Raw genomic sequence first — 17,782 nt, 5'->3', positions numbered from 1 at the left:
TACATAATCCGTGGTGTGTTTGTGGAGTGATATCTATGCTAGAGCTTGTGCGTGTGAACGCAACTGTCGATACCGCTGCCGTATGGCCTAAATCACCCGTAGAGGGCTTGGTTATGGGTCTGGCCCGCACCAATGAAGAGCTGGAGGCGATTCAGCGGCTTAGGTACAAGGTATTTACCGAAGAAATGAACGCAGTGTTTCCCGACGCGGTCGACGGTCTCGATGCAGATCGTTATGACCCCTGGTGCGAACACGTCATGGTGAAAGAAATCAATACAGGCCGTGTGGTTGGTACATATCGGTTTCTTCCGCCCACCAATGTTGCCAAGGCGGGTGGCTACTACTCTGAATCAGAGTTTGATATTTCAACGCTCGCGTCTTTACGGTCCGATATGGCAGAGGTGGGGCGCTCTTGCATCCACGCCGACTATCGGAACGGATCGGTCATCATGTTGTTGTGGTCGGGTATCGCCACTCTGATGAAACAACAGGGGCTACGCTATATGTTGGGTTGTGCCAGCGTGAGTTTACGCGACGATGGCGTTACTGCAGCGGAAGTGTGGCGTACAGCCTGCAAAATGTTAAATGAACGCCCAGAGGTGCCCAGGGTTGTGCCACGCCATTGTTATCCGGTTGAGCGATTGAACAGTTCTCTGCCGGCGCGTATTCCACCGCTCATCAAAGGTTATCTGAAGCTGGGAGCCACGATTTGCGGCGAGCCGGCCTGGGATCCCGATTTTAATACGGCCGACTTTCCTGTTTTGCTCGATATGAACCGGCTTGATGAACGATATCGCAAACATTTTGGGCTCGATTAGTATATTGCGTGCTGCAGCTTTGAGTTGCAGGGTTTAAGTTTGCCGGAGCTTACTGAGCCGCTAAAATAATTTTAAATCCGGTTTTTTCCCATTCATTTACTTCATTCTGTAAAGAATATTCGGTGAGCGGATGCGCCTTAAGCCAGGCGGCATTAATCGTAATGGTTAATGCGCGGCCTTTAACCATCAGGCTTAACGGTATCCGGCCCAGATTCTCCCGGGGCCGCATTAATAATGCAGATAGCCTCATGCAAAGCAGAGCAACCCATTGACCCCAAGTAGGGCGATAGGTTTTCAGTTTTCTAAGTTTCCCTGAGTGCCCTAACGTAAACCAGGAAATAATAGCCTGTTCATCTGTGGAAAAGCCCGGCATGTCTGCATGTTTGAGGATATAAGCACCGTGTTTGTGATAGTCCTCTGCAGTAATGGACATTCCCAGTTCGTGCAGGTCTGCCGCCCAACCCAGCCATTTTTGCAAATCCTCTTTTTCTTCTTTGTTAACCGGAATCGCATTGAATAAATGGAGCGCACAGGCCCTGACCCGTGTGGCCTGACCTTGGTCGATATGATAGCGACGCATAAACTGGCGAACGGTTTCGTCGCGTTTGTCGTGTTTTGATTCGCGCCCCAGAAGATCGTACAGTACCCCCACCCGCAAGGCGCCTTCGCCCTGCATCATGGTCTCAATTCCCAGTTCGTAAAATGCCGCCAGCATAATGGCCAGCCCGCCGGGCAGAACAGCTGCGCGGGACTCTTTCAAGCCAGGTAGCTCTTCTACAATAACCTGGCGATCTTCCACCAATTTTCGGCGCAGTTTTTCCAGGCCGTCGAGAGTAATACCTTGCCGTGACATGTGTGAGTCGGTTAATACGGCAAACAAACCTTTCGCAGTGCCCGACGAGCCGTAGGCCTCTTGCCAGCCCATTTTCCGAAATCGTTTGGCCACGCCTTCGAATTCGCGTCGTGCGGCCAGCACGGCTTTGTCCATCCGTTCGCCCGACACGATGCCGTCGGGAAAATATTTTTGTGTGTAACTCACGCAGCCCATGAGCAATGAAGACAATTGCATGGGTTCAAAGCTTTTTCCAATAATGACTTCGGTTGAACCCCCGCCGATGTCGATAACCAGGCGTTTATTGTCGGAAGGCGGCAGCTCGTTCGCGACGCCCGAGAAAATAAGCCGCGCTTCCTCTTGCCCTGAAATCACTTCAATGGGAAAACCCAATGCTTCTTCGGCGCGCGGCAATATTTCATCAACATTGCGGGCAACCCGGAAGGTGCTGGTGGCCACGGCGCGCACACGATCAGGATCAAACCCTTTCAGTCGTTCCCCGTAGCGCCGCAGAATGGTAAGGGCGCGTTCTATGGATGCATTGTCGAGTCGATTGTCGGGCCCCAAGCCGGCGGCCAGACGTACCGACTCTTTCAGTCGGTCAACGGCGTAAATATGCGCGATATTGTCTTGTTGCACGACGCGGCCTATAGAGAGCCGGAAGCTGTTTGAACCGAGATCGACGGCCGCAAGTAAGTGATCCATAAACCCGAGTTTTGGTTATTTAAGCGTAAATTATAAATAGTGTTGCGATAGTTGCGTTCTAAATTACCGGTGAATCGCTTGAATGTCTACGAGGCGGTTGTCATAATCGTGTCAAATAGATGTCGTATAAGTGACATCATCGTCTTTTTTTATCCGGAAACCGTATGCCGTCGATCGTTCCTGCGTCACCGATGCAGCCTGCGCTGCTTAATCGTGAATTGTCCTTACTTAAGTTCAATGAGCGCGTGTTGGCGATGGCTGAGTATGATTCGACCCCTTTGCTGGAACGTCTGCGTTATGTTTGCATTGTCAGTTCGAATCTCGATGAGTTTTTTGAAATTCGGATTTCGAGCCTTAAAGAGCAACTGGCCCGCAACGCGCATATGGTTGGGCCCGACGGTTACACGCCGGGCGAAGCGTTTGATCGCGTTCAGCTTGCCACGCGGCAGTTGGTTGAAAAGCAATATAGTCTCTTAACCAATCAAATTCTTCCGAAGCTGGCTAAAGAAGGGATAGGCCTGACCGATCCGTTGCGCTGGACCGAAGAGCAGCGGCTGTGGGCCCATGAGATTTTTATGCGCGACGTGATGCCGCTGCTTACGCCTATTGGGCTCGACCCGGCACACCCTTTTCCGCGTGTGTTCAACAAAAGTTTGAATTTTATTGTTGCGCTGTCGGGTGAAGATGCGTTTGGTCGACCAGGCCATATTGCCATTGTGCAGGCGCCGCGCGCGCTGCCCCGCGTGATTAGAATGCCGCCGGAAGTGGCGGGTATACCGCATGGTTTCATTTTGCTTTCAACCCTGATCAGTGAGTTCGTGGGAGAGCTATTCCCCGGGCTTGAGGTTAGCGGTTGTTACCAGTGGCGCGTAACGCGTAACAGCGATCTTTTTGTCGATGAGGAAGAAATTACCAACTTGCGCCTTGCGCTTCAAGGGGAGTTGTCGCAGCGCAATTTCGGGGCTGCGGTTCGTCTTGAGGTTGATCATGTCATACCGCAAAAGCTGGTGGCGTTCCTGCAGCAAGAGTTTTTGCTTGAGCCTCACGACACTTATAAAGTGAATGGGCCGGTTAATTTATCCCGCCTCATGCAGGTATGTAACCTGGTCGATCGCCCTGAATTGTTTTTTCCCGACTATCGTCCAAGGGTGCCGTCGCCTTTTGCCGATATTTCCCACCATCCTTCGGTAATTTTCGACATTATCGGGAAAAAAGACTACTTGCTGCACCACCCTTATCAATCTTTTCAGCCCGTTCTGGATTTTTTGGTGGCGGCGGCGCGCGACCCGGATGTTGTCGCCATCAAACAAACTATTTACCGAACGGGGGAGGACTCCGAATTGATGGCGGTTCTTCTGGCCGCCGCCAAGGCGGGGAAGGAAGTGACGGTTGTTGTCGAACTCATGGCGCGCTTCGATGAGCAGACCAATATTAACTGGGCATCCCGTTTGGAAGAGGTTGGGGCGCACGTGAGTTATGGGGTGGTAGGCCACAAGACGCACGCCAAAATGGCGCTCGTACTGCGCCGGGAAAAGGGTCATATAAGGCGCTACGGACACTTGGGTACCGGCAATTACCATATGCGCACGACGCGCTTGTATACCGATTTCGGGTTGCTGACTGCAAACCCGCGGATGTGCGAAGACATGGATAAAGTCTTTTCATTGTTAACCGGGTTGGGGTCGCGTCGCCCGTTGCAGTTGCTTTTACAGTCGCCCTTTACATTGCATGACACTGTCATTGCCCTGATTCAACGCGAAGCAGAGCACGCTAAAGCCGGTCGAAAAGCCAGTATTAAGGCGAAAATGAATTCGTTGCTGGAGCGTCAGGTGATTGATGCGCTTTACCAGGCAAGCCAGGCCGGCGTGAAGGTGGATTTGGTTGTTCGGGGGGCGTGTGCATTGCGCGCCGGCGTGCCGGGGTTGTCGGAAAATATCCGATTACGGTCTATTGTGGGGCGTTTTCTCGAACATTCACGGGTATTTTATTTTTACGATAATGGTGTCGAGCATGTTTATTTGTCCTCCGCCGACTGGATGGACCGCAATTTTTTCCGCCGGGTTGAGGTGGGGTTCCCGGTGCTTGATAAGGTCTTGAAAAAACGCGTTATTAGCGAATCGTTCAGTTGGGCCATGCGTGATAACCAACTGGCATGGCGGGCGCTTCCGAATGGCGCATACCAAAAGGTCAAGGGGCGGGGGCGCGCGGTAAATATGCAGAAAAAACTCATGGAATTGCTCGACAAGTAAAAAACCGCCCGTCTGTCACGAACATGTCATATTGGCTGTTTAGCATGTTGTTTATGCAGGGTGTGCCTGTGTAAATTGTTAAACAGTTCAAGAGGACTACTCGATGTTTAAACGTGTTCTAAAACAAGTTTCTTTTGGTATCGCCATTGGCGCTGCCTCTTTGGCCGCTCAGGCAGCCGATATCACAGGCGCCGGCGCTTCTTTCCCCTATCCAATCTATGCCAAGTGGGCAGCCAAGTATCAGGAAGTGACGGGCAACCGTGTGAATTACCAGTCGATTGGCTCGGGTGGCGGTCAGCAACAGATTATTGCCAAAACGGTTGACTTCGGTGCTTCCGACGACCCGATGAAGGCAGAGCTGCTCAAAGAGCACAATCTTTTCCAGTTTCCCGCCATTATTGGCGGTACGGTTCCAGTGATCAACGTGGAAGGGATTGAGCCAGGTCAATTAAAGCTCACGCCCGAAGTCTTGGCGAACATTTTCCTGGGCAAAATCACAAAGTGGGATGACGAGGCGATCAAAGCGATTAACCCCGATGTGAAACTGCCGTCTGCGTCGATTATTGTGGTTCACCGCTCCGACGGCTCCGGCACCACGTTCGGCTGGACAAACTACCTGTCGAAAGTTTCCCCACAGTGGAAAGAGACGGTTGGTGAAGGTAAAGCCGTTAAATGGCCTACCGGCCAGGGTGGTAAAGGTAACGAAGGCGTTGCCGCTTATGTTCGCCAGTTGAAGAACTCAATTGGGTACGTCGAGTATGCCTACGCGAAACAAAACGGTTTGTCTTGGACTGCTTTGCAGAACCGTGACGGCAAATATGTACAGCCTTCGCAAGAAGCGTTTGCAGCGGCCGCAGCCAATGCAGACTGGAAAAGTGCGCCCGGCATGGGGGTTGTTTTAACTAACGAACCGGGTGCAGATTCCTGGCCCGTTACGTCGGCTTCTTTCATTCTGATGCACAAGGTACAGGCCAATCCTGAAACCGCGGCGGAAGTATTGAAGTTCTTCAACTGGGCATTTGCTGAAGGTGCAGGAATGGCCAAAGAGCTTGATTATGTGCCTCTGCCCAAAGCAGTAACCGATCAAATTGCCCAGGCATGGAAAACCGAAATTAAAGCTGAAGACGGTTCGACGATTTGGAAGTAAACGGCATTAACTGGTTAACGGCTGCTGCTGTCAAGATGCAAACAGCCTGACCAGTGAAGACGATGCGGCCCAAAGCCGCATCGTCTTGTTATGTAAAATTCGGCGTACACTGCAAAAATTCTGGCTCGCAACCCGGCATACTCAATATGAAAACGCTTTCATCCGGCTTAATGGACCTGTTGTTTAAGAACCTGACGCGAACGTTTGCGTTTTTAGTGTTCATTTTGCTTGCGGCCATTATGGTGTCGCTTATTTATGGGAGCCGACAGTCTATTTCCGAATACGGTTTCAGCTTCCTCTGGACGAATGACTGGAACCCTGTTGAGGATAGCTACGGCGCGCTGGTTCCCATTGTCGGTACATTGTTAACCTCGGTGATCGCGCTCATTATTGCCGTACCAATTTCGTTCGGCATTGCCATGTTCTTAACGGAACTGGCGCCTAATTGGCTAAAACGACCCTTAGGGACGGCAATTGAAATGCTGGCTGCGATCCCTTCCATTATTTACGGGATGTGGGGTCTGTTTGTTTTCGTGCCGATATTCCAGTCTTATGTGCAACCCGGACTTATTGCCTTTTTCGAGCCTATTCCGGTTCTAGGGCAGTTGTTTGCCGGGCCGCCGTTTGGTATTGGCGTGTTCACCGCAGGCCTGATTCTTTCGATCATGATTATTCCTTTCATCTCGGCTGTGATGCGAGATGTATTTGAATTGGTTCCCCCTTTGTTGAAAGAGTCTGCGTATGGATTGGGCGGCACTACGTGGGAAGTGGTGTGGAAAGTTATTTTGCCCTATACCAAACATGGGGTTGTGGGTGGAATTATGCTGGGGCTGGGGCGCGCTTTGGGTGAAACCATGGCGGTGACATTTGTGATTGGTAATTCTTTCAATTTGCCGGAGTCATTGTTTGCGCCGTCCAACTCAATTGCATCGGCACTGGCCAACGAATTTAATGAGGCAGGGGGGATGCAAAAGTCTGCCCTGCTTGAACTAGGGTTGATTTTGTTCCTGATCACCACCGTCGTGCTGGCGTTTTCCAAATTGTTGTTGTCGCGTCTTGGCAGAAATGACGGTGTGGCGCACTAACTCTCCATTCACGCAATAACGCAAACAAAATTCGCTATGTTCAATACTGATTCAACCGTAACGCTGCAGAATCCGGTCTTCAAAAGGCGGCGGCTTGTAAATAAGCTGATGTTGGCGTTGGCGCTGAGCGCGCTTGCGTTTGGTTTGTTTTGGCTGTTCTGGATTATTTACACCTTAATCGTGAAAGGCGGCGGCGCGTTGTCGTTGACTTTATTAACACAGCCTACTCCCCCGCCTGGTGCGGCAGGCGGGTTGCTGAACGCCATTATCGGCAGCGTATTAATGGCGTTTTTCGGCACGCTTATTGGTACACCTATTGGTATTTTGGCCGGTACTTATCTTGCTGAATACGGTAAAACCGGTTGGTTGGCGCCGGCCACTCGTTTTCTAAATGATGTGTTGCTTTCTGCGCCTTCAATTGTGATTGGTTTGTTCATTTATGCCATTTATGTTGCGCAAGTTGGGCATTATTCGGGTTGGGCAGGTGCATGCGCCTTGGCCATTCTTGTGATTCCGGTTGTTGTGCGGTCAACTGACAATATGTTGAGTCTGGTGCCTAACAGTCTGCGTGAAGCCGCTGCGGCCTTGGGTTGCCCGCAGTGGAAAATTATTACTTTGATCAGCTATCGCGCAGCCCGGTCGGGCATGATTACGGGCATTCTGTTGGCAATTGCGCGTATTTCCGGTGAAACAGCGCCGCTGCTGTTTACTGCGCTGAATAATCAATTTATGTCTCTGAATATGAACGCGCCGATGGCCAATTTGCCGGTTGTGATTTTTCAATATGCAGCCAGCCCATTTCAAGATTGGAACGACCTTGCATGGGCCGGAGCGGTTTTGATCACGCTCTTGGTCTTGGGTATCAATATTCTTGCGCGCGTACTTTTCCGGAAAAAATAACTCATGCAAACACAGAACCCTTCAGCTAATCGAATCAAGCTTGATGTTAAGAATTTAAGCTTTTATTACGGTGATTTTCAGGCAATTCGCGACGTTAACCTTTCCATTATGGAAAATAAGGTCACAGCTTTTATTGGCCCATCGGGTTGCGGAAAGTCAACGTTATTGCGCACTTTCAATCGCATGTTTGAGCTATACCCAGGGCAGCGCGCTGAAGGCGAGATTAATCTGGATGGCGAAAACATTCTGACGTCGACCATGGATATTTCGCTAATACGTGCCAAAATCGGGATGGTTTTCCAGAAACCCACGCCATTTCCCATGAGTATCTTCGATAATATTGCTTTCGGTGTTCGTTTATTCGAAAAGCTGAGCAAAGGTGAAATGGAAGAGCGCGTTGAGTGGGCATTGACTAAAGCGGCATTGTGGCCGGAAGTGAAAGATAAACTGCACCAAAGTGGGAATGGGTTGTCGGGCGGGCAGCAACAGCGTTTGTGTATTGCTCGCGGTGTTGCGATTAAGCCTGAAATTTTATTGCTTGACGAACCTTGCTCTGCGCTCGACCCTATTTCCACGGCCAAAATCGAAGAGCTTATTAGTGAGTTGAAGGCGGACTATACTGTGGTGATTGTTACGCACAATATGCAGCAGGCTGCACGCTGCTCCGATTACACTGCCTATATGTATTTGGGCGAGCTGATGGAGTTTGGCGACACAGACAGCATTTTCGTGAAGCCCCAGCGCAAGGAAACGGAAGACTATATTACCGGGCGTTTCGGGTGAAGTCGCGAGCCGCCTGTCATGGCGCTAACCAGTAGAATCATAAAGACAACAAGAAATTTGTACGAACGCTTCATTAGGTTTGTTCACCAGAAAAAAGCCCCGCTTATTGCGGGGCTAAGGTGATGCAGTGGTTATTTTCGATCGACTAGTTTTATTATGGGTAATCGAAAAATTGTGATTTCAAGATCGGTCCGATCGTTAATTTAACGATTTTGCCCCCGGAATGCCCAGCCTGTGAACCGTTTTTCAACGATGGCGGTAACGGCATACAGGACAATGCCCAGGAAAGCCAGTACCAGCAAGCAGGCAAAAACAATTTGCACCTGAAAAGCCGCCTGTGCGTCGAGCATGAGCTTACCGAGACCTTTGTTTGCCCCAACTGTTTCCGATACCACTGCCCCGACAAACGCAAGCGTAATAGCCACTTTGAGTGAGCCGAAAAAGTAGGGCAATGCACCCGGGATGCTTACTTTCTTCATGATGTCCATTTTTGAAGCGCCCAGTGCGCGCAAAACGTCTTCGAGTTCCGGGCTGGTGGTTGCCAGGCCGGTAGCAACGTTGACCACGATGGGGAAAAATGAAATGAGGAAAGCGGTAATAATGGCGGGTAGTTCACCCAAACCGAACCACAGGATTAGAATAGGCACGACGGCCACTTTTGGGACCGAGTTGAACCCGACCAGAACCGGGTAGATTGCCGTATAAAGGTTTTTATTCCACCCGACGACAATACCCAGCAGCAAGCCGCCGCCTGTTGCCAATAAGAAGCCCACCAGGGTTGTCCAGAGTGTTACCCAGGAATTGTCGGCGATGGGGGCGCGATATTGCCATAACGCAATGAAAATATCGGATGGTGCGGGCAAAATAGTGAGTGGAATATTCCATCCTCTACATACAATTTCCCAGATCACGAACAGGGCGATTGTGAAGAGGGTGGGCGGCACGGTGTTGCGGAAGAGATCTTCACGTCGCATTAGTGTTTCCCTCCGATCATGGATCGTAACTCATGGACAATATCTTGAAATTCCTGTGTATAGGTCACCTCGAGGTCGCGCGGACGAGGGAGGGCTATTTCACATTTCTTTACGATTTTGCCCGGGCGGTTCGACATGACATAAACCGTGTCGGCCAGGAACACTGCTTCGCGAAGGTCGTGGGTTACCAGCATGACCGTGACTTTGCGGTCTTGCTGGATGTCGCGCAGTGCGCACCAGAGCTCTTCTCGGGTAAACGCATCAAGTGCACCGAATGGTTCATCGAGCATGAGGATATCAGGCTCGTGAATAAGCGCCCGGCAAATAGACGCACGCTGCTGCATCCCCCCCGAAAGTTCCCATGGGAACTTTTCGGTAAAACCCGTTAACCCAACCGAGTTCAGCAAATTGACTGCTTTTTCTTTGAATTCGGCGCGTTTCGATGAGATTTGATTGCGGTAAGGTCGTACAATTTCAAGCGGCAATAGAATGTTGTCGACACAATTACGCCAGGGCAACAGATTGCTTGCCTGGAAGGCCATTCCCACCGATTTGAGTGGGCCATCTACAGGCTTTCCTTCGACTGTGAGTTTGCCGGTTAAGGGTGGGTGCAAGCCTGAAATAAGCTTCATTAATGAGCTTTTCCCACAGCCCGAGGGCCCAACAACTGCAATGAATTCCCCTTTCCTGATTGATAAAGTGACATCTTCAATGGCTTTGACGGCTTCACTGCCTTTGCCATAAGCCATTGAGATGTTTTCAAGTTCGACCAGTGCTTCGGTCATGCACATCTCCTTCCTGATACTTGTTATTTAGTGTTGTTTTCGCTTTACTTGACCATGCGCTCTTCTTTGGGAGGAAGGTATTCGGCTGTAAATATTTCTTCAGTAGTGGGTTTGTTGGTGTAGTCGAATGTCAGGCCGATTTGGTCGATGGCTTTATCCATACGGGCTTTATCAATAGCACCCAATCCATTCGCTTTAACGTCGGGCGTAACGAAGTTGCGTTCGAGTGCCATTTTCAGGCGTTGAAGCTCGACGTCGCGGTTGGCGATGGCGTTGCGTTTCATGAGTGAATCAATTGAGGCTTCAGGGTCGTTAATGGTGTCTTGAATACCTTTGATGGTTGCGCGTAAAAAGCCTTTCACCGCTTCGGGGTTGTTTTTGGCAAACTCCGGATTGGCCATGATGGCGTTTCCGTAAAGGTCGACTCCATAGTCGGCCAGCAACATGACTACGATATCTTCGTCTTTTACGCCGTTAGCCTTCAGATTCATGAAAGACGAAAACCAAAAACCCGTGATGGCGTCGACGCGCCCTTGTGCCAGCATGGGTTCGCGCACGGGGAAGCCGATATTTTCAATTTGTACCTTCGAGGCGTCGATGCCGTTGGCATCGACAAAAATCGGCCATTGTGCATAGGCTCCATCAGGGGCGGGGGCGCCGAGTATTTTCCCTTCAAGGTCTTTGGGTTTGTTAATGCCTTTGTCTTTCAGCGTAACGATGGAAAACGCCGGTGCGTCGTAAACCATCATGACGGCTTTAACGGGTGGGTTTTGGGGGTTGTCGCGATATTTGATAAGAGAATTGATATCGGCAAAACCCATTTGATAAGTGTCGGTTGCAACGCGGTTGATTGGCTCAACCGAGCTGGCACCCGGGTCGATGGTGACGTTCAGGCCTTCGGCTTCATAATAGCCTTTGTCAATTGCCACAAAAAATGGTGTGGCCGGCCCTTCAAATCGCCAATCGAGGGCGAAACGGATATCGGTTTCCGCGAACGCAGCGCTGGAGCTCAGGGCAATGAGTGCAGATGCAATAAAACGGCTTAAACGCATACTTCTCTCCGGTAGTTAACGAATTGATTGTTTTGATTCAGTTCAATAGTATTCAAAACTATGACGCAATGCTTCTTGGTAGTTTCCCCCATTTCTGTTGAAGCCCTTTAAAAATGCGGGTTTCAGAGTGAAATTTTTTAAGCATAAATAATTTTTCGCCGTTCTTGAACTAATCTGTCTGACAGCTTGGAATGAAGTCTGTCAGACAAAATGTGCAATGCAACATATTTTCCAAGGCAAGGGGATGAAAGAGAACGCAAAAAGGGCTCGTATGAATGAAAATCATACGAGCCCTTTTTACTGAATAATGGTCGGGGCGGCGGGATTCGAACTCGCGACCCTCTGGTCCCAAACCAGATGCGCTACCAGGCTGCGCTACGCCCCGAAAAGAATGCGATTATGACACATTCTGTATGGCTTGTCATTTCGAAGACGAGTGCCTATTCATAAGCGACCCTGGCTTGCAAATGGGGAAGCGTGTATTCCTGGTGTCGATAGGCCCAGTCGGGCCAAAGCACATGTGCCAGCGCTTCTTGTGCCAACGTGTGCTGAACCGTTTCGGCAGTGTAGGTATCGGGCGCGTGATAGGTAAACTGACGAATGGGTCGGTGCGGTTCCAGAACCAGAAGCTGATCACCTTTCAGGTAGCCATAATTGTCTGAAAATTGCATCATGGCGCGTCCGCCGCCCGTTGGTTTCGTCAAATCATGTCCTATCATCGGGTGTTCAGACGAAATGCCTGCCAACGATAGCAGGGTGGGGGCAAGGTCGATTTGGCTGATAATGCGTGCGTCGTTGCACGGTTGAACGTCGCAGCCCAGTATCAAGGCAGGAATGTGAAAGTGTTTCAATGGAATTAATTGTTCGCCGCCCACTCTGGCGTCGTGGTCGGCCACAATCAGGAACAGGGTGTTATCCCAATAGGTGCTTTCTTTTGCCCGTTCGAAAAACGCACCAAGCGCCCAATCGGAATAGCGAACCGTGTTTTCAACCGTAGCAGGGTCTCCCTGAACGTCGATTCGACCCGCAGGGTATTCCCAAGGTGAGTGATTACTGACTGTGAAAGCCAAGGTGAGGCTGGGCTGATCTGAGGGCGTGTTGAGCAAACTGTGCACTTTGTTAAACATATCTTCATCGGAAGCGCCCCAAGTACCGATAAAAGCGGGGTTATTGAAGCTTTCACGCTCGTGCAATGAATCGAAGCCGTTGCCCAGGAAGAAGCTTTTCATGTTGTCGAAATGCGCTTCCCCCCCATAAACGAAACGTGAGTGATAGCCGTATTGTTTGAGTAACTGTGCAAGCGTAAAGAAGCGGCTTTGTGCTCCCGGCAGGCGCAACGCTGCGTCGGATAATGTTGGGGGAAAGCCGGCCGAGATTGCCTCAAGTCCGCGTACGGACCGTGTACCGGTGGCATAAGCTCGTGTGAAGTTCCAGGCCGTACCGGCAAGCTGGTCGATATTTGGAGTGAGTTTTTGCCCGCCAAGGTTGGCGACATACTGCGCACCCAGGCTTTCCTCCACAATAATGACAATATTTTTGAGCCGGCTTGGTTCCGGTCGGTCGGCGATTTGTTTGTGCAGGGTAGGGATGGAGCGGGTTAATGTTTCACCGTCAATATGCGCACTTTCTCGAACGATATCTAATATTTCGCTGGGGTCGAGATTGCCGTAGACATCGGCTGCCGAACGCTCATTTTTTTTGCTGTAAATGGCATAAATTACGTTATACAAAGAGTTTAACGGCAGTGTGTTTAAGAGGCTGTCTCCGCAGTAGGCGACGGTTGATGGGTTAATGGGGCGGTGGCGCAGAGTCCCTCGAATAGCTAGAAAAATAATGCAGGCCGATACCAGTGTGAGTAGCGCTGCCTGCCACACAGGCAGAGGTAGGTCGGGGGTTGCATGGCCAAACAGCAGGTGCCCCACCCAACCAAGCACGCCCAAAAGGGCAAGCGCACAGATAATAACGGCTTTGTAGCCTTTCCAAAGCATGCCGAATACTTCTTTGGGATGCTCCAGGTACTCAACAAATAAACGGTTCGGGCGCGAGTCGTATTCGGTAATGAACTGGGGGGTTGCTAACTCAAGAAACCCCAGTAAAAGCCAGGCCAATTGGAACCACCATTCGGCGATATGCAGCGCGAATGGTGTGTCGCCCAGCCAGAATGACGCTAACAGGGGTATGCCGGCCAGAATGGCAATTTGGTGGGCGTCGATACGCAAACCACCAATCAGTATCGGCAGTAAGCCACCTGCTTTCTGAACGCGTCGCCATTGCCAGCCCGCCAATAAAAGCCTACTGACCGTCAGTAGCATGAAGCTGGCCAGAATAAATACGAGTGTGAGTTGAAGCATAGGAAGGGTGCGGCTATTTTTTAACGTGGCGTAATATATAGTAGGAACACGTGTTCGTGAAGGGCCACCTTAACACTAGTGAGTGGTTTTGTAATCGATAGTTTTTTAGGTTGAAAAATGGCTGATAAGAATGATCCGCAATCGTCTGCCGACACGTTGGTCGCGCGTTATGATTTTTCCGAGCAAGTGGGGCATTTGCTCCGACGTGCCTATCAGCGCCATATTGCGCTTTTTCAACAAACCATACCGGACACGCAGTTAACAGCTGCACAGTTTGTGGTGCTGTGTGCAGTGAAAGATTCGGGCGCGTGCTCGCTTAGCGAAATTGTAAAACGCACGGCTATCGATCAGGCAACGGTGCGCGGCGTTATTGATCGTTTGAAGGCGCGTAAGTTGATTGCCGTTCGTCACGATGATGTAGACCGTCGAAAAGTGCTGGTTTCACTGACCCCCGTTGGCATGGATTTGGTGGGAACCATGGTGCCGTTTGCGTTTGAGATTACCGAAAAAACATTTAATGGATTCAATCCTGCTGAGAGGCTCGCGTTGGTTTACCTTTTAAACAAGATGTGTGAAACCGACGGTGACGACGACTGACTTTGAATCGATTTTTGCAGGAAATTTCTATTTTTTTTGAGTGTACACGCTCTATTTGTTTGTTTAATTTATTGAGTGCTCACTCTATTGTTACTAGGTGTTTTAGGGGTTAAGGTGCTTTTCTTACAGGTGCTTATCCCTAAATGTGAACTTTTATAAATCAAGGGTTTATCCCTAGTGCCTACTGTCTTTACGCAGTAAATTTCGATGTGTACACTTTAAAAGCGTGCTTGATTCTAGCAACGGCACGGTTTAGGTGTATTTCGTTATTTCTTACCAAAACGTGCGTAAAACAGGAAATCTAATATGAAAGGCATGAAATTTTATTCTTCACTTATGGCGTTAACCTTGGGCGCGGCGGTGTCAACTGCAGCAGCCGCCGAGGACGTCATTAAAATTGGCGAACTGAATAGTTATAAAGCGCAACCCGCGTTCTTGGGTCCCTACAAAAATGGTATGGAACTCGCAATTGAGCAAATTAACGAGTCGGGCGGCTTGAACGGCAAGAAAGTCGAGTTGGTCATTAAGGACGATAACGCAACGACTGGTGACGCTGTTCGCGTTGCGGAAGAACTTATCTCCCGAGACCAGGTTGATGTACTTACGGGTACTTTTCTTTCGCATATTGGTTTGGCGGTTACCGACTTCGCCAAGCAAAAGGAAACCTTCTTTTTGGCTGCTGAGCCGCTAACCGACAAAATTGTCTGGGAAAACGGCAACCGCTACACGTTCCGTTTGCGTCCTTCAACTTATATGCAAGTTGCCGCATTGATTCCCGAAGCCGTAAAAATGAACAAAAAGCGTTGGGGGCTTGTGTATCCCAACTATGAATACGGCCAGTCTGCCGCTGCAACTTTTAAGAAACTCTTGAAAGAAGCGCAGCCCGATGTTGAGTTTGTGGCTGAGCAGGCTGCGCCATTGGGTAAGGTCGATGCCGGAAGCGTTGTTCAAGCGTTATCTGATGCAAACGTCGAGGCTGTATTCAATGTGCTGTTTGCAGCCGATTTGGCCAAGTTCGTCCGAGCCGGCTCTCAGCGTAATTTTTTCGACGACAAGCCGGTTGTCAGCTTGCTAACGGGCGAGCCCGAGTATCTTGACCCGTTGGGTAGTGAAACACCTGAAGGCTGGGTGGTAACGGGTTACCCATGGTATGCAATCGACACGCCCGAGCACAAGGCTTTCCTTGACGCTTATCAGGCTAAGTTCGATGACTACCCCCGCCTGGGAAGCGTAGTGGGCTATTCCGCCATTATGTCTTTGGCTGAGGGGATCAAAAAAGCGGGCTCAACCGAAACGGAAGATATGATTAAAGCCTTCCGCGGTCTAGAACTGATGTCACCCTTTGGTTCCATTGAATATCGTGTGGCTGATCACCAGTCCACCATGGGTGCCTATGTTGGCAAGCTTGCCAAGAAGGACGGCAAAGGCATTATGACTGACATCGTTTATGTAGACGGTAAAGACGTGTTGCCACCTGCCGCTGAGGTAAAGAAATTACGTCCGGCTTCGGCTTCCGAGTAACGTCATGAAGTGCACCTCTGTCACTCTTTTGGGTGGCAGAGGTTTTAATTTTTGGATATCAGTCAAATGGACTTGTCGGGTTTTATTGTTCAGATTCTGAACGGTTTTGCGGAAGCATCGTCGCTGTTTTTGGTTGCAGCCGGTCTCTCGCTGATTTTTGGTGTCACGCGCATCGTTAACTTTGCTCACGGCTCCTTGTATATGCTGGGTATCTATGTGGCCTACAGCATTGTGCAAGAGCTGGGAAACAGCGCGTTTGGTTTCTGGTTCAGTTTATTGCTTGCCGCGCTGGCAATCGGCGTATTGGGCGCGTTGGTTGAAATTGTCCTGTTGAGGCGGATTTATCGCGCTCCGGAATTGTTTCAGCTGTTGGCAACGTTTGCTTTGGTGCTGATCTTCCGTGACGCAGCACTGTTTATTTGGGGCCCGCAAGACTTGCTTGGCCCGATTGCGCCCGGGCTTGATGGTTCCATCAAGATTCTGGGTCATTATTTTCCCAAATATGATCTTGTACTGATTCTGATCGGCCCTGTTGTTTTAGGTTTATTGTGGTTGTTGCTTACGCGTACGCGCTGGGGTACTTTGGTGCGTGCGGCCACCCAAGACCGCGAGATGTTAGGTGCTTTAGGTGTGAACCAGGCCTGGTTGTTCACTGCCGTATTCGCGTTGGGTGCGTTTCTGGCCGCGTTGGGGGGGGCAGTTCAGATTCCGCGGTTACCCGCCAATTTAACGCTGGATTTGGGCGTAATCGGCGATGCCTTTGTCATTGTGGTTGTCGGCGGTATGGGTTCAATCCCGGGTGCGTACGTTGCCGCCCTGATTATTGCCGAACTGAAGGCCATGTGTATTGCGCTTGGAACGGTTTCTCTTTTTGGAATCGAGTTCGATTTTCCACGTCTTACGCTGGTAGTGGAATTTATATTCATGGCCTTGGTTTTGGTGTTCCGTCCATGGGGCTTGTTCGGTAAAGAAGCTTCCGTGAGTCGTAATTCCGCGCCTATCGAGGCGCCTTATCGGCCTGCAACCGCCCCATTCAAATGGTTTATTGCTGTGGTTATTGCGGCCGTTGCTGCATTGCCCTTGATGTCGGAGTGGCTGCCTTATGCACCGGTGCTGGCGCTGGATATTATGGTGGCTGCGCTGTTTGCTCTTAGCCTGCACTTCATTATGGGGCCCGGTGGGATGCATTCATTTGGTCATGCCGCTTATTATGGTTTGGGGGCTTATGGTGCCGCGCTATTGTTGAAGTCGGCGGCGTTTTCAATGGGTTTGTCGATGGCCATCGCACCTATCATCGCTGGTTTTGGTGCTTTGATTTTCGGTTGGTTCTGCGTTCGGTTGGCCGGGGTTTATCTGGCTATGCTTACGCTGGCATTCGGGCAGATTGTCTGGTCGGTTATTTATCAATGGGACAGTTTTACCGGTGGCTCCAACGGCATGATCGGTATTTGGCCGGCCGAATGGCTGTCAGGTGATGCGTATTATTACTTTGCGTTCGCGATTGTCATCATTTCCGCCATTGTGTTGCGCCGTTTGTTGTTCTCTCCGTTTGGGTATGCCTTACGTGCAGCCCGTGATTCCGGGTTGCGGGCTGATGCATTGGGTATCAATGTAAAGCGGGTGCAACTTGTCGCATTCGTTATAGCGGGTATTTTTGCCGGCCTGGCAGGGGTGCTGTATGTCTTTTCAAAAGGCAGTGCATCGCCGGAAATTATTTGGGTGGGTAAATCAGTAGATGGCCTGGTCATGGTCCTGCTGGGCGGTATTCAAACGCTCATCGGCCCCATTGTCGGCGCGGCGACCTTCCAGTTCCTGCAGGATTATTTCATGGGTATCACCGACTATTGGTTGGCTTTGTTCGGTGGCGTCATTCTCCTAATTGTGTTGGTATTCCCGCAAGGGGTCGCCGGATATTTCAAGGAGTTTTTTGATTATCGAGCAGCCAAGCGCAACCAGGCGCTGGCCGCTTCCAAGGAGTAACCG

General features: G+C 50.4%; 14 protein-coding genes and 1 tRNA gene. 9 read left to right on the top strand and 6 right to left on the bottom strand.

Going from position 1 to position 17,782, the window contains the following annotated elements:
* Positions 1-35 precede the first annotated feature (35 nt).
* On the top strand, positions 36-818 hold the full coding sequence (locus CJO09_RS09960; protein WP_114421081.1) for a GNAT family N-acetyltransferase: 783 nt from the start codon (positions 36-38) through the stop codon (positions 816-818).
* Between the two features lie 49 nt (positions 819-867).
* On the opposite strand, the gene CJO09_RS09955 is transcribed toward CJO09_RS09960, so the two are convergent.
* Positions 868-2,355 (bottom strand): Ppx/GppA phosphatase family protein, encoded by a 1,488-nt coding sequence (locus CJO09_RS09955; RefSeq protein ID WP_114421080.1) that lies wholly within the window; start codon positions 2,353-2,355, stop codon positions 868-870.
* Between the two features lie 164 nt (positions 2,356-2,519).
* On the opposite strand from CJO09_RS09955, the gene ppk1 reads away from it, so the two are divergent.
* The 5 genes from ppk1 (at position 2,520) to pstB (ending at position 8,519) form a co-directional block, all read left to right on the top strand.
* Complete coding sequence (ppk1, locus tag CJO09_RS09950) at positions 2,520-4,604, top strand: polyphosphate kinase 1 (protein WP_114421079.1); 2,085 nt, start codon at positions 2,520-2,522, stop codon at positions 4,602-4,604.
* A 103-nt stretch (positions 4,605-4,707) separates the two neighbouring features.
* The gene (gene pstS / locus CJO09_RS09945; RefSeq protein ID WP_114421078.1) at positions 4,708-5,751 is read left to right on the top strand and encodes a phosphate ABC transporter substrate-binding protein PstS; all 1,044 of its coding nucleotides are present in this window, start codon (positions 4,708-4,710) and stop codon (positions 5,749-5,751) included.
* A 146-nt stretch (positions 5,752-5,897) separates the two neighbouring features.
* Complete coding sequence (pstC, locus tag CJO09_RS09940; RefSeq protein ID WP_114421077.1) at positions 5,898-6,836, top strand: phosphate ABC transporter permease subunit PstC; 939 nt, start codon at positions 5,898-5,900, stop codon at positions 6,834-6,836.
* A 36-nt stretch (positions 6,837-6,872) separates the two neighbouring features.
* Positions 6,873-7,736 (top strand): phosphate ABC transporter permease PstA, encoded by an 864-nt coding sequence (gene pstA, locus CJO09_RS09935; RefSeq protein WP_114421076.1) that lies wholly within the window; start codon positions 6,873-6,875, stop codon positions 7,734-7,736.
* 3 nt (positions 7,737-7,739) lie between these two features.
* Positions 7,740-8,519, top strand: coding sequence for a phosphate ABC transporter ATP-binding protein PstB (pstB, locus tag CJO09_RS09930; RefSeq protein WP_114421075.1), 780 nt, complete (start codon positions 7,740-7,742; stop codon positions 8,517-8,519).
* Positions 8,520-8,722: 203 nt separating this feature from the next.
* Here the strand turns inward: pstB and CJO09_RS09925 are convergent, their stop codons facing one another.
* The 5 genes from CJO09_RS09925 to CJO09_RS09905 all read right to left on the bottom strand — a co-directional run bounded on the left by CJO09_RS09925 (position 8,723) and on the right by CJO09_RS09905 (position 13,681).
* Positions 8,723-9,493, bottom strand: coding sequence for an ABC transporter permease (locus CJO09_RS09925; protein ID WP_119442197.1), 771 nt, complete (start codon positions 9,491-9,493; stop codon positions 8,723-8,725).
* The gene (locus CJO09_RS09920; RefSeq protein ID WP_119442196.1) at positions 9,493-10,278 is read right to left on the bottom strand and encodes an ABC transporter ATP-binding protein; all 786 of its coding nucleotides are present in this window, start codon (positions 10,276-10,278) and stop codon (positions 9,493-9,495) included. The genes CJO09_RS09925 and CJO09_RS09920 overlap by 1 nt, the downstream gene beginning before the upstream one ends.
* A 44-nt stretch (positions 10,279-10,322) precedes the next feature.
* Complete coding sequence (locus tag CJO09_RS09915; protein WP_119442195.1) at positions 10,323-11,330, bottom strand: ABC transporter substrate-binding protein; 1,008 nt, start codon at positions 11,328-11,330, stop codon at positions 10,323-10,325.
* 308 nt (positions 11,331-11,638) lie between these two features.
* A tRNA-Pro gene (locus CJO09_RS09910) sits at positions 11,639-11,715 on the bottom strand.
* A gap of 55 nt (positions 11,716-11,770) precedes the next feature.
* Positions 11,771-13,681 (bottom strand): LTA synthase family protein, encoded by a 1,911-nt coding sequence (locus CJO09_RS09905; protein WP_119442194.1) that lies wholly within the window; start codon positions 13,679-13,681, stop codon positions 11,771-11,773.
* Positions 13,682-13,798: 117 nt separating this feature from the next.
* Here CJO09_RS09905 and CJO09_RS09900 point away from each other — a divergent pair, with 117 nt between their 5' ends.
* The 3 genes from CJO09_RS09900 (at position 13,799) to CJO09_RS09890 (ending at position 17,779) form a co-directional block, all read left to right on the top strand.
* The gene (locus CJO09_RS09900; protein WP_114421070.1) at positions 13,799-14,278 is read left to right on the top strand and encodes a MarR family winged helix-turn-helix transcriptional regulator; all 480 of its coding nucleotides are present in this window, start codon (positions 13,799-13,801) and stop codon (positions 14,276-14,278) included.
* Between the two features lie 315 nt (positions 14,279-14,593).
* Positions 14,594-15,799 (top strand): ABC transporter substrate-binding protein, encoded by a 1,206-nt coding sequence (locus CJO09_RS09895; RefSeq protein WP_391523660.1) that lies wholly within the window; start codon positions 14,594-14,596, stop codon positions 15,797-15,799.
* A gap of 66 nt (positions 15,800-15,865) precedes the next feature.
* Positions 15,866-17,779, top strand: coding sequence for an ABC transporter permease (locus CJO09_RS09890; RefSeq protein WP_119442193.1), 1,914 nt, complete (start codon positions 15,866-15,868; stop codon positions 17,777-17,779).
* Positions 17,780-17,782 lie beyond the last annotated feature (3 nt).

The organism is Neopusillimonas maritima (assembly GCF_003576595.1).
Taxonomy (GTDB): domain Bacteria; phylum Pseudomonadota; class Gammaproteobacteria; order Burkholderiales; family Burkholderiaceae_B; genus Neopusillimonas; species Neopusillimonas maritima.
The sequence above is the reverse complement of the archived record's forward strand: the minus strand, read 5'-3'. Positions and strand labels throughout refer to the sequence as shown.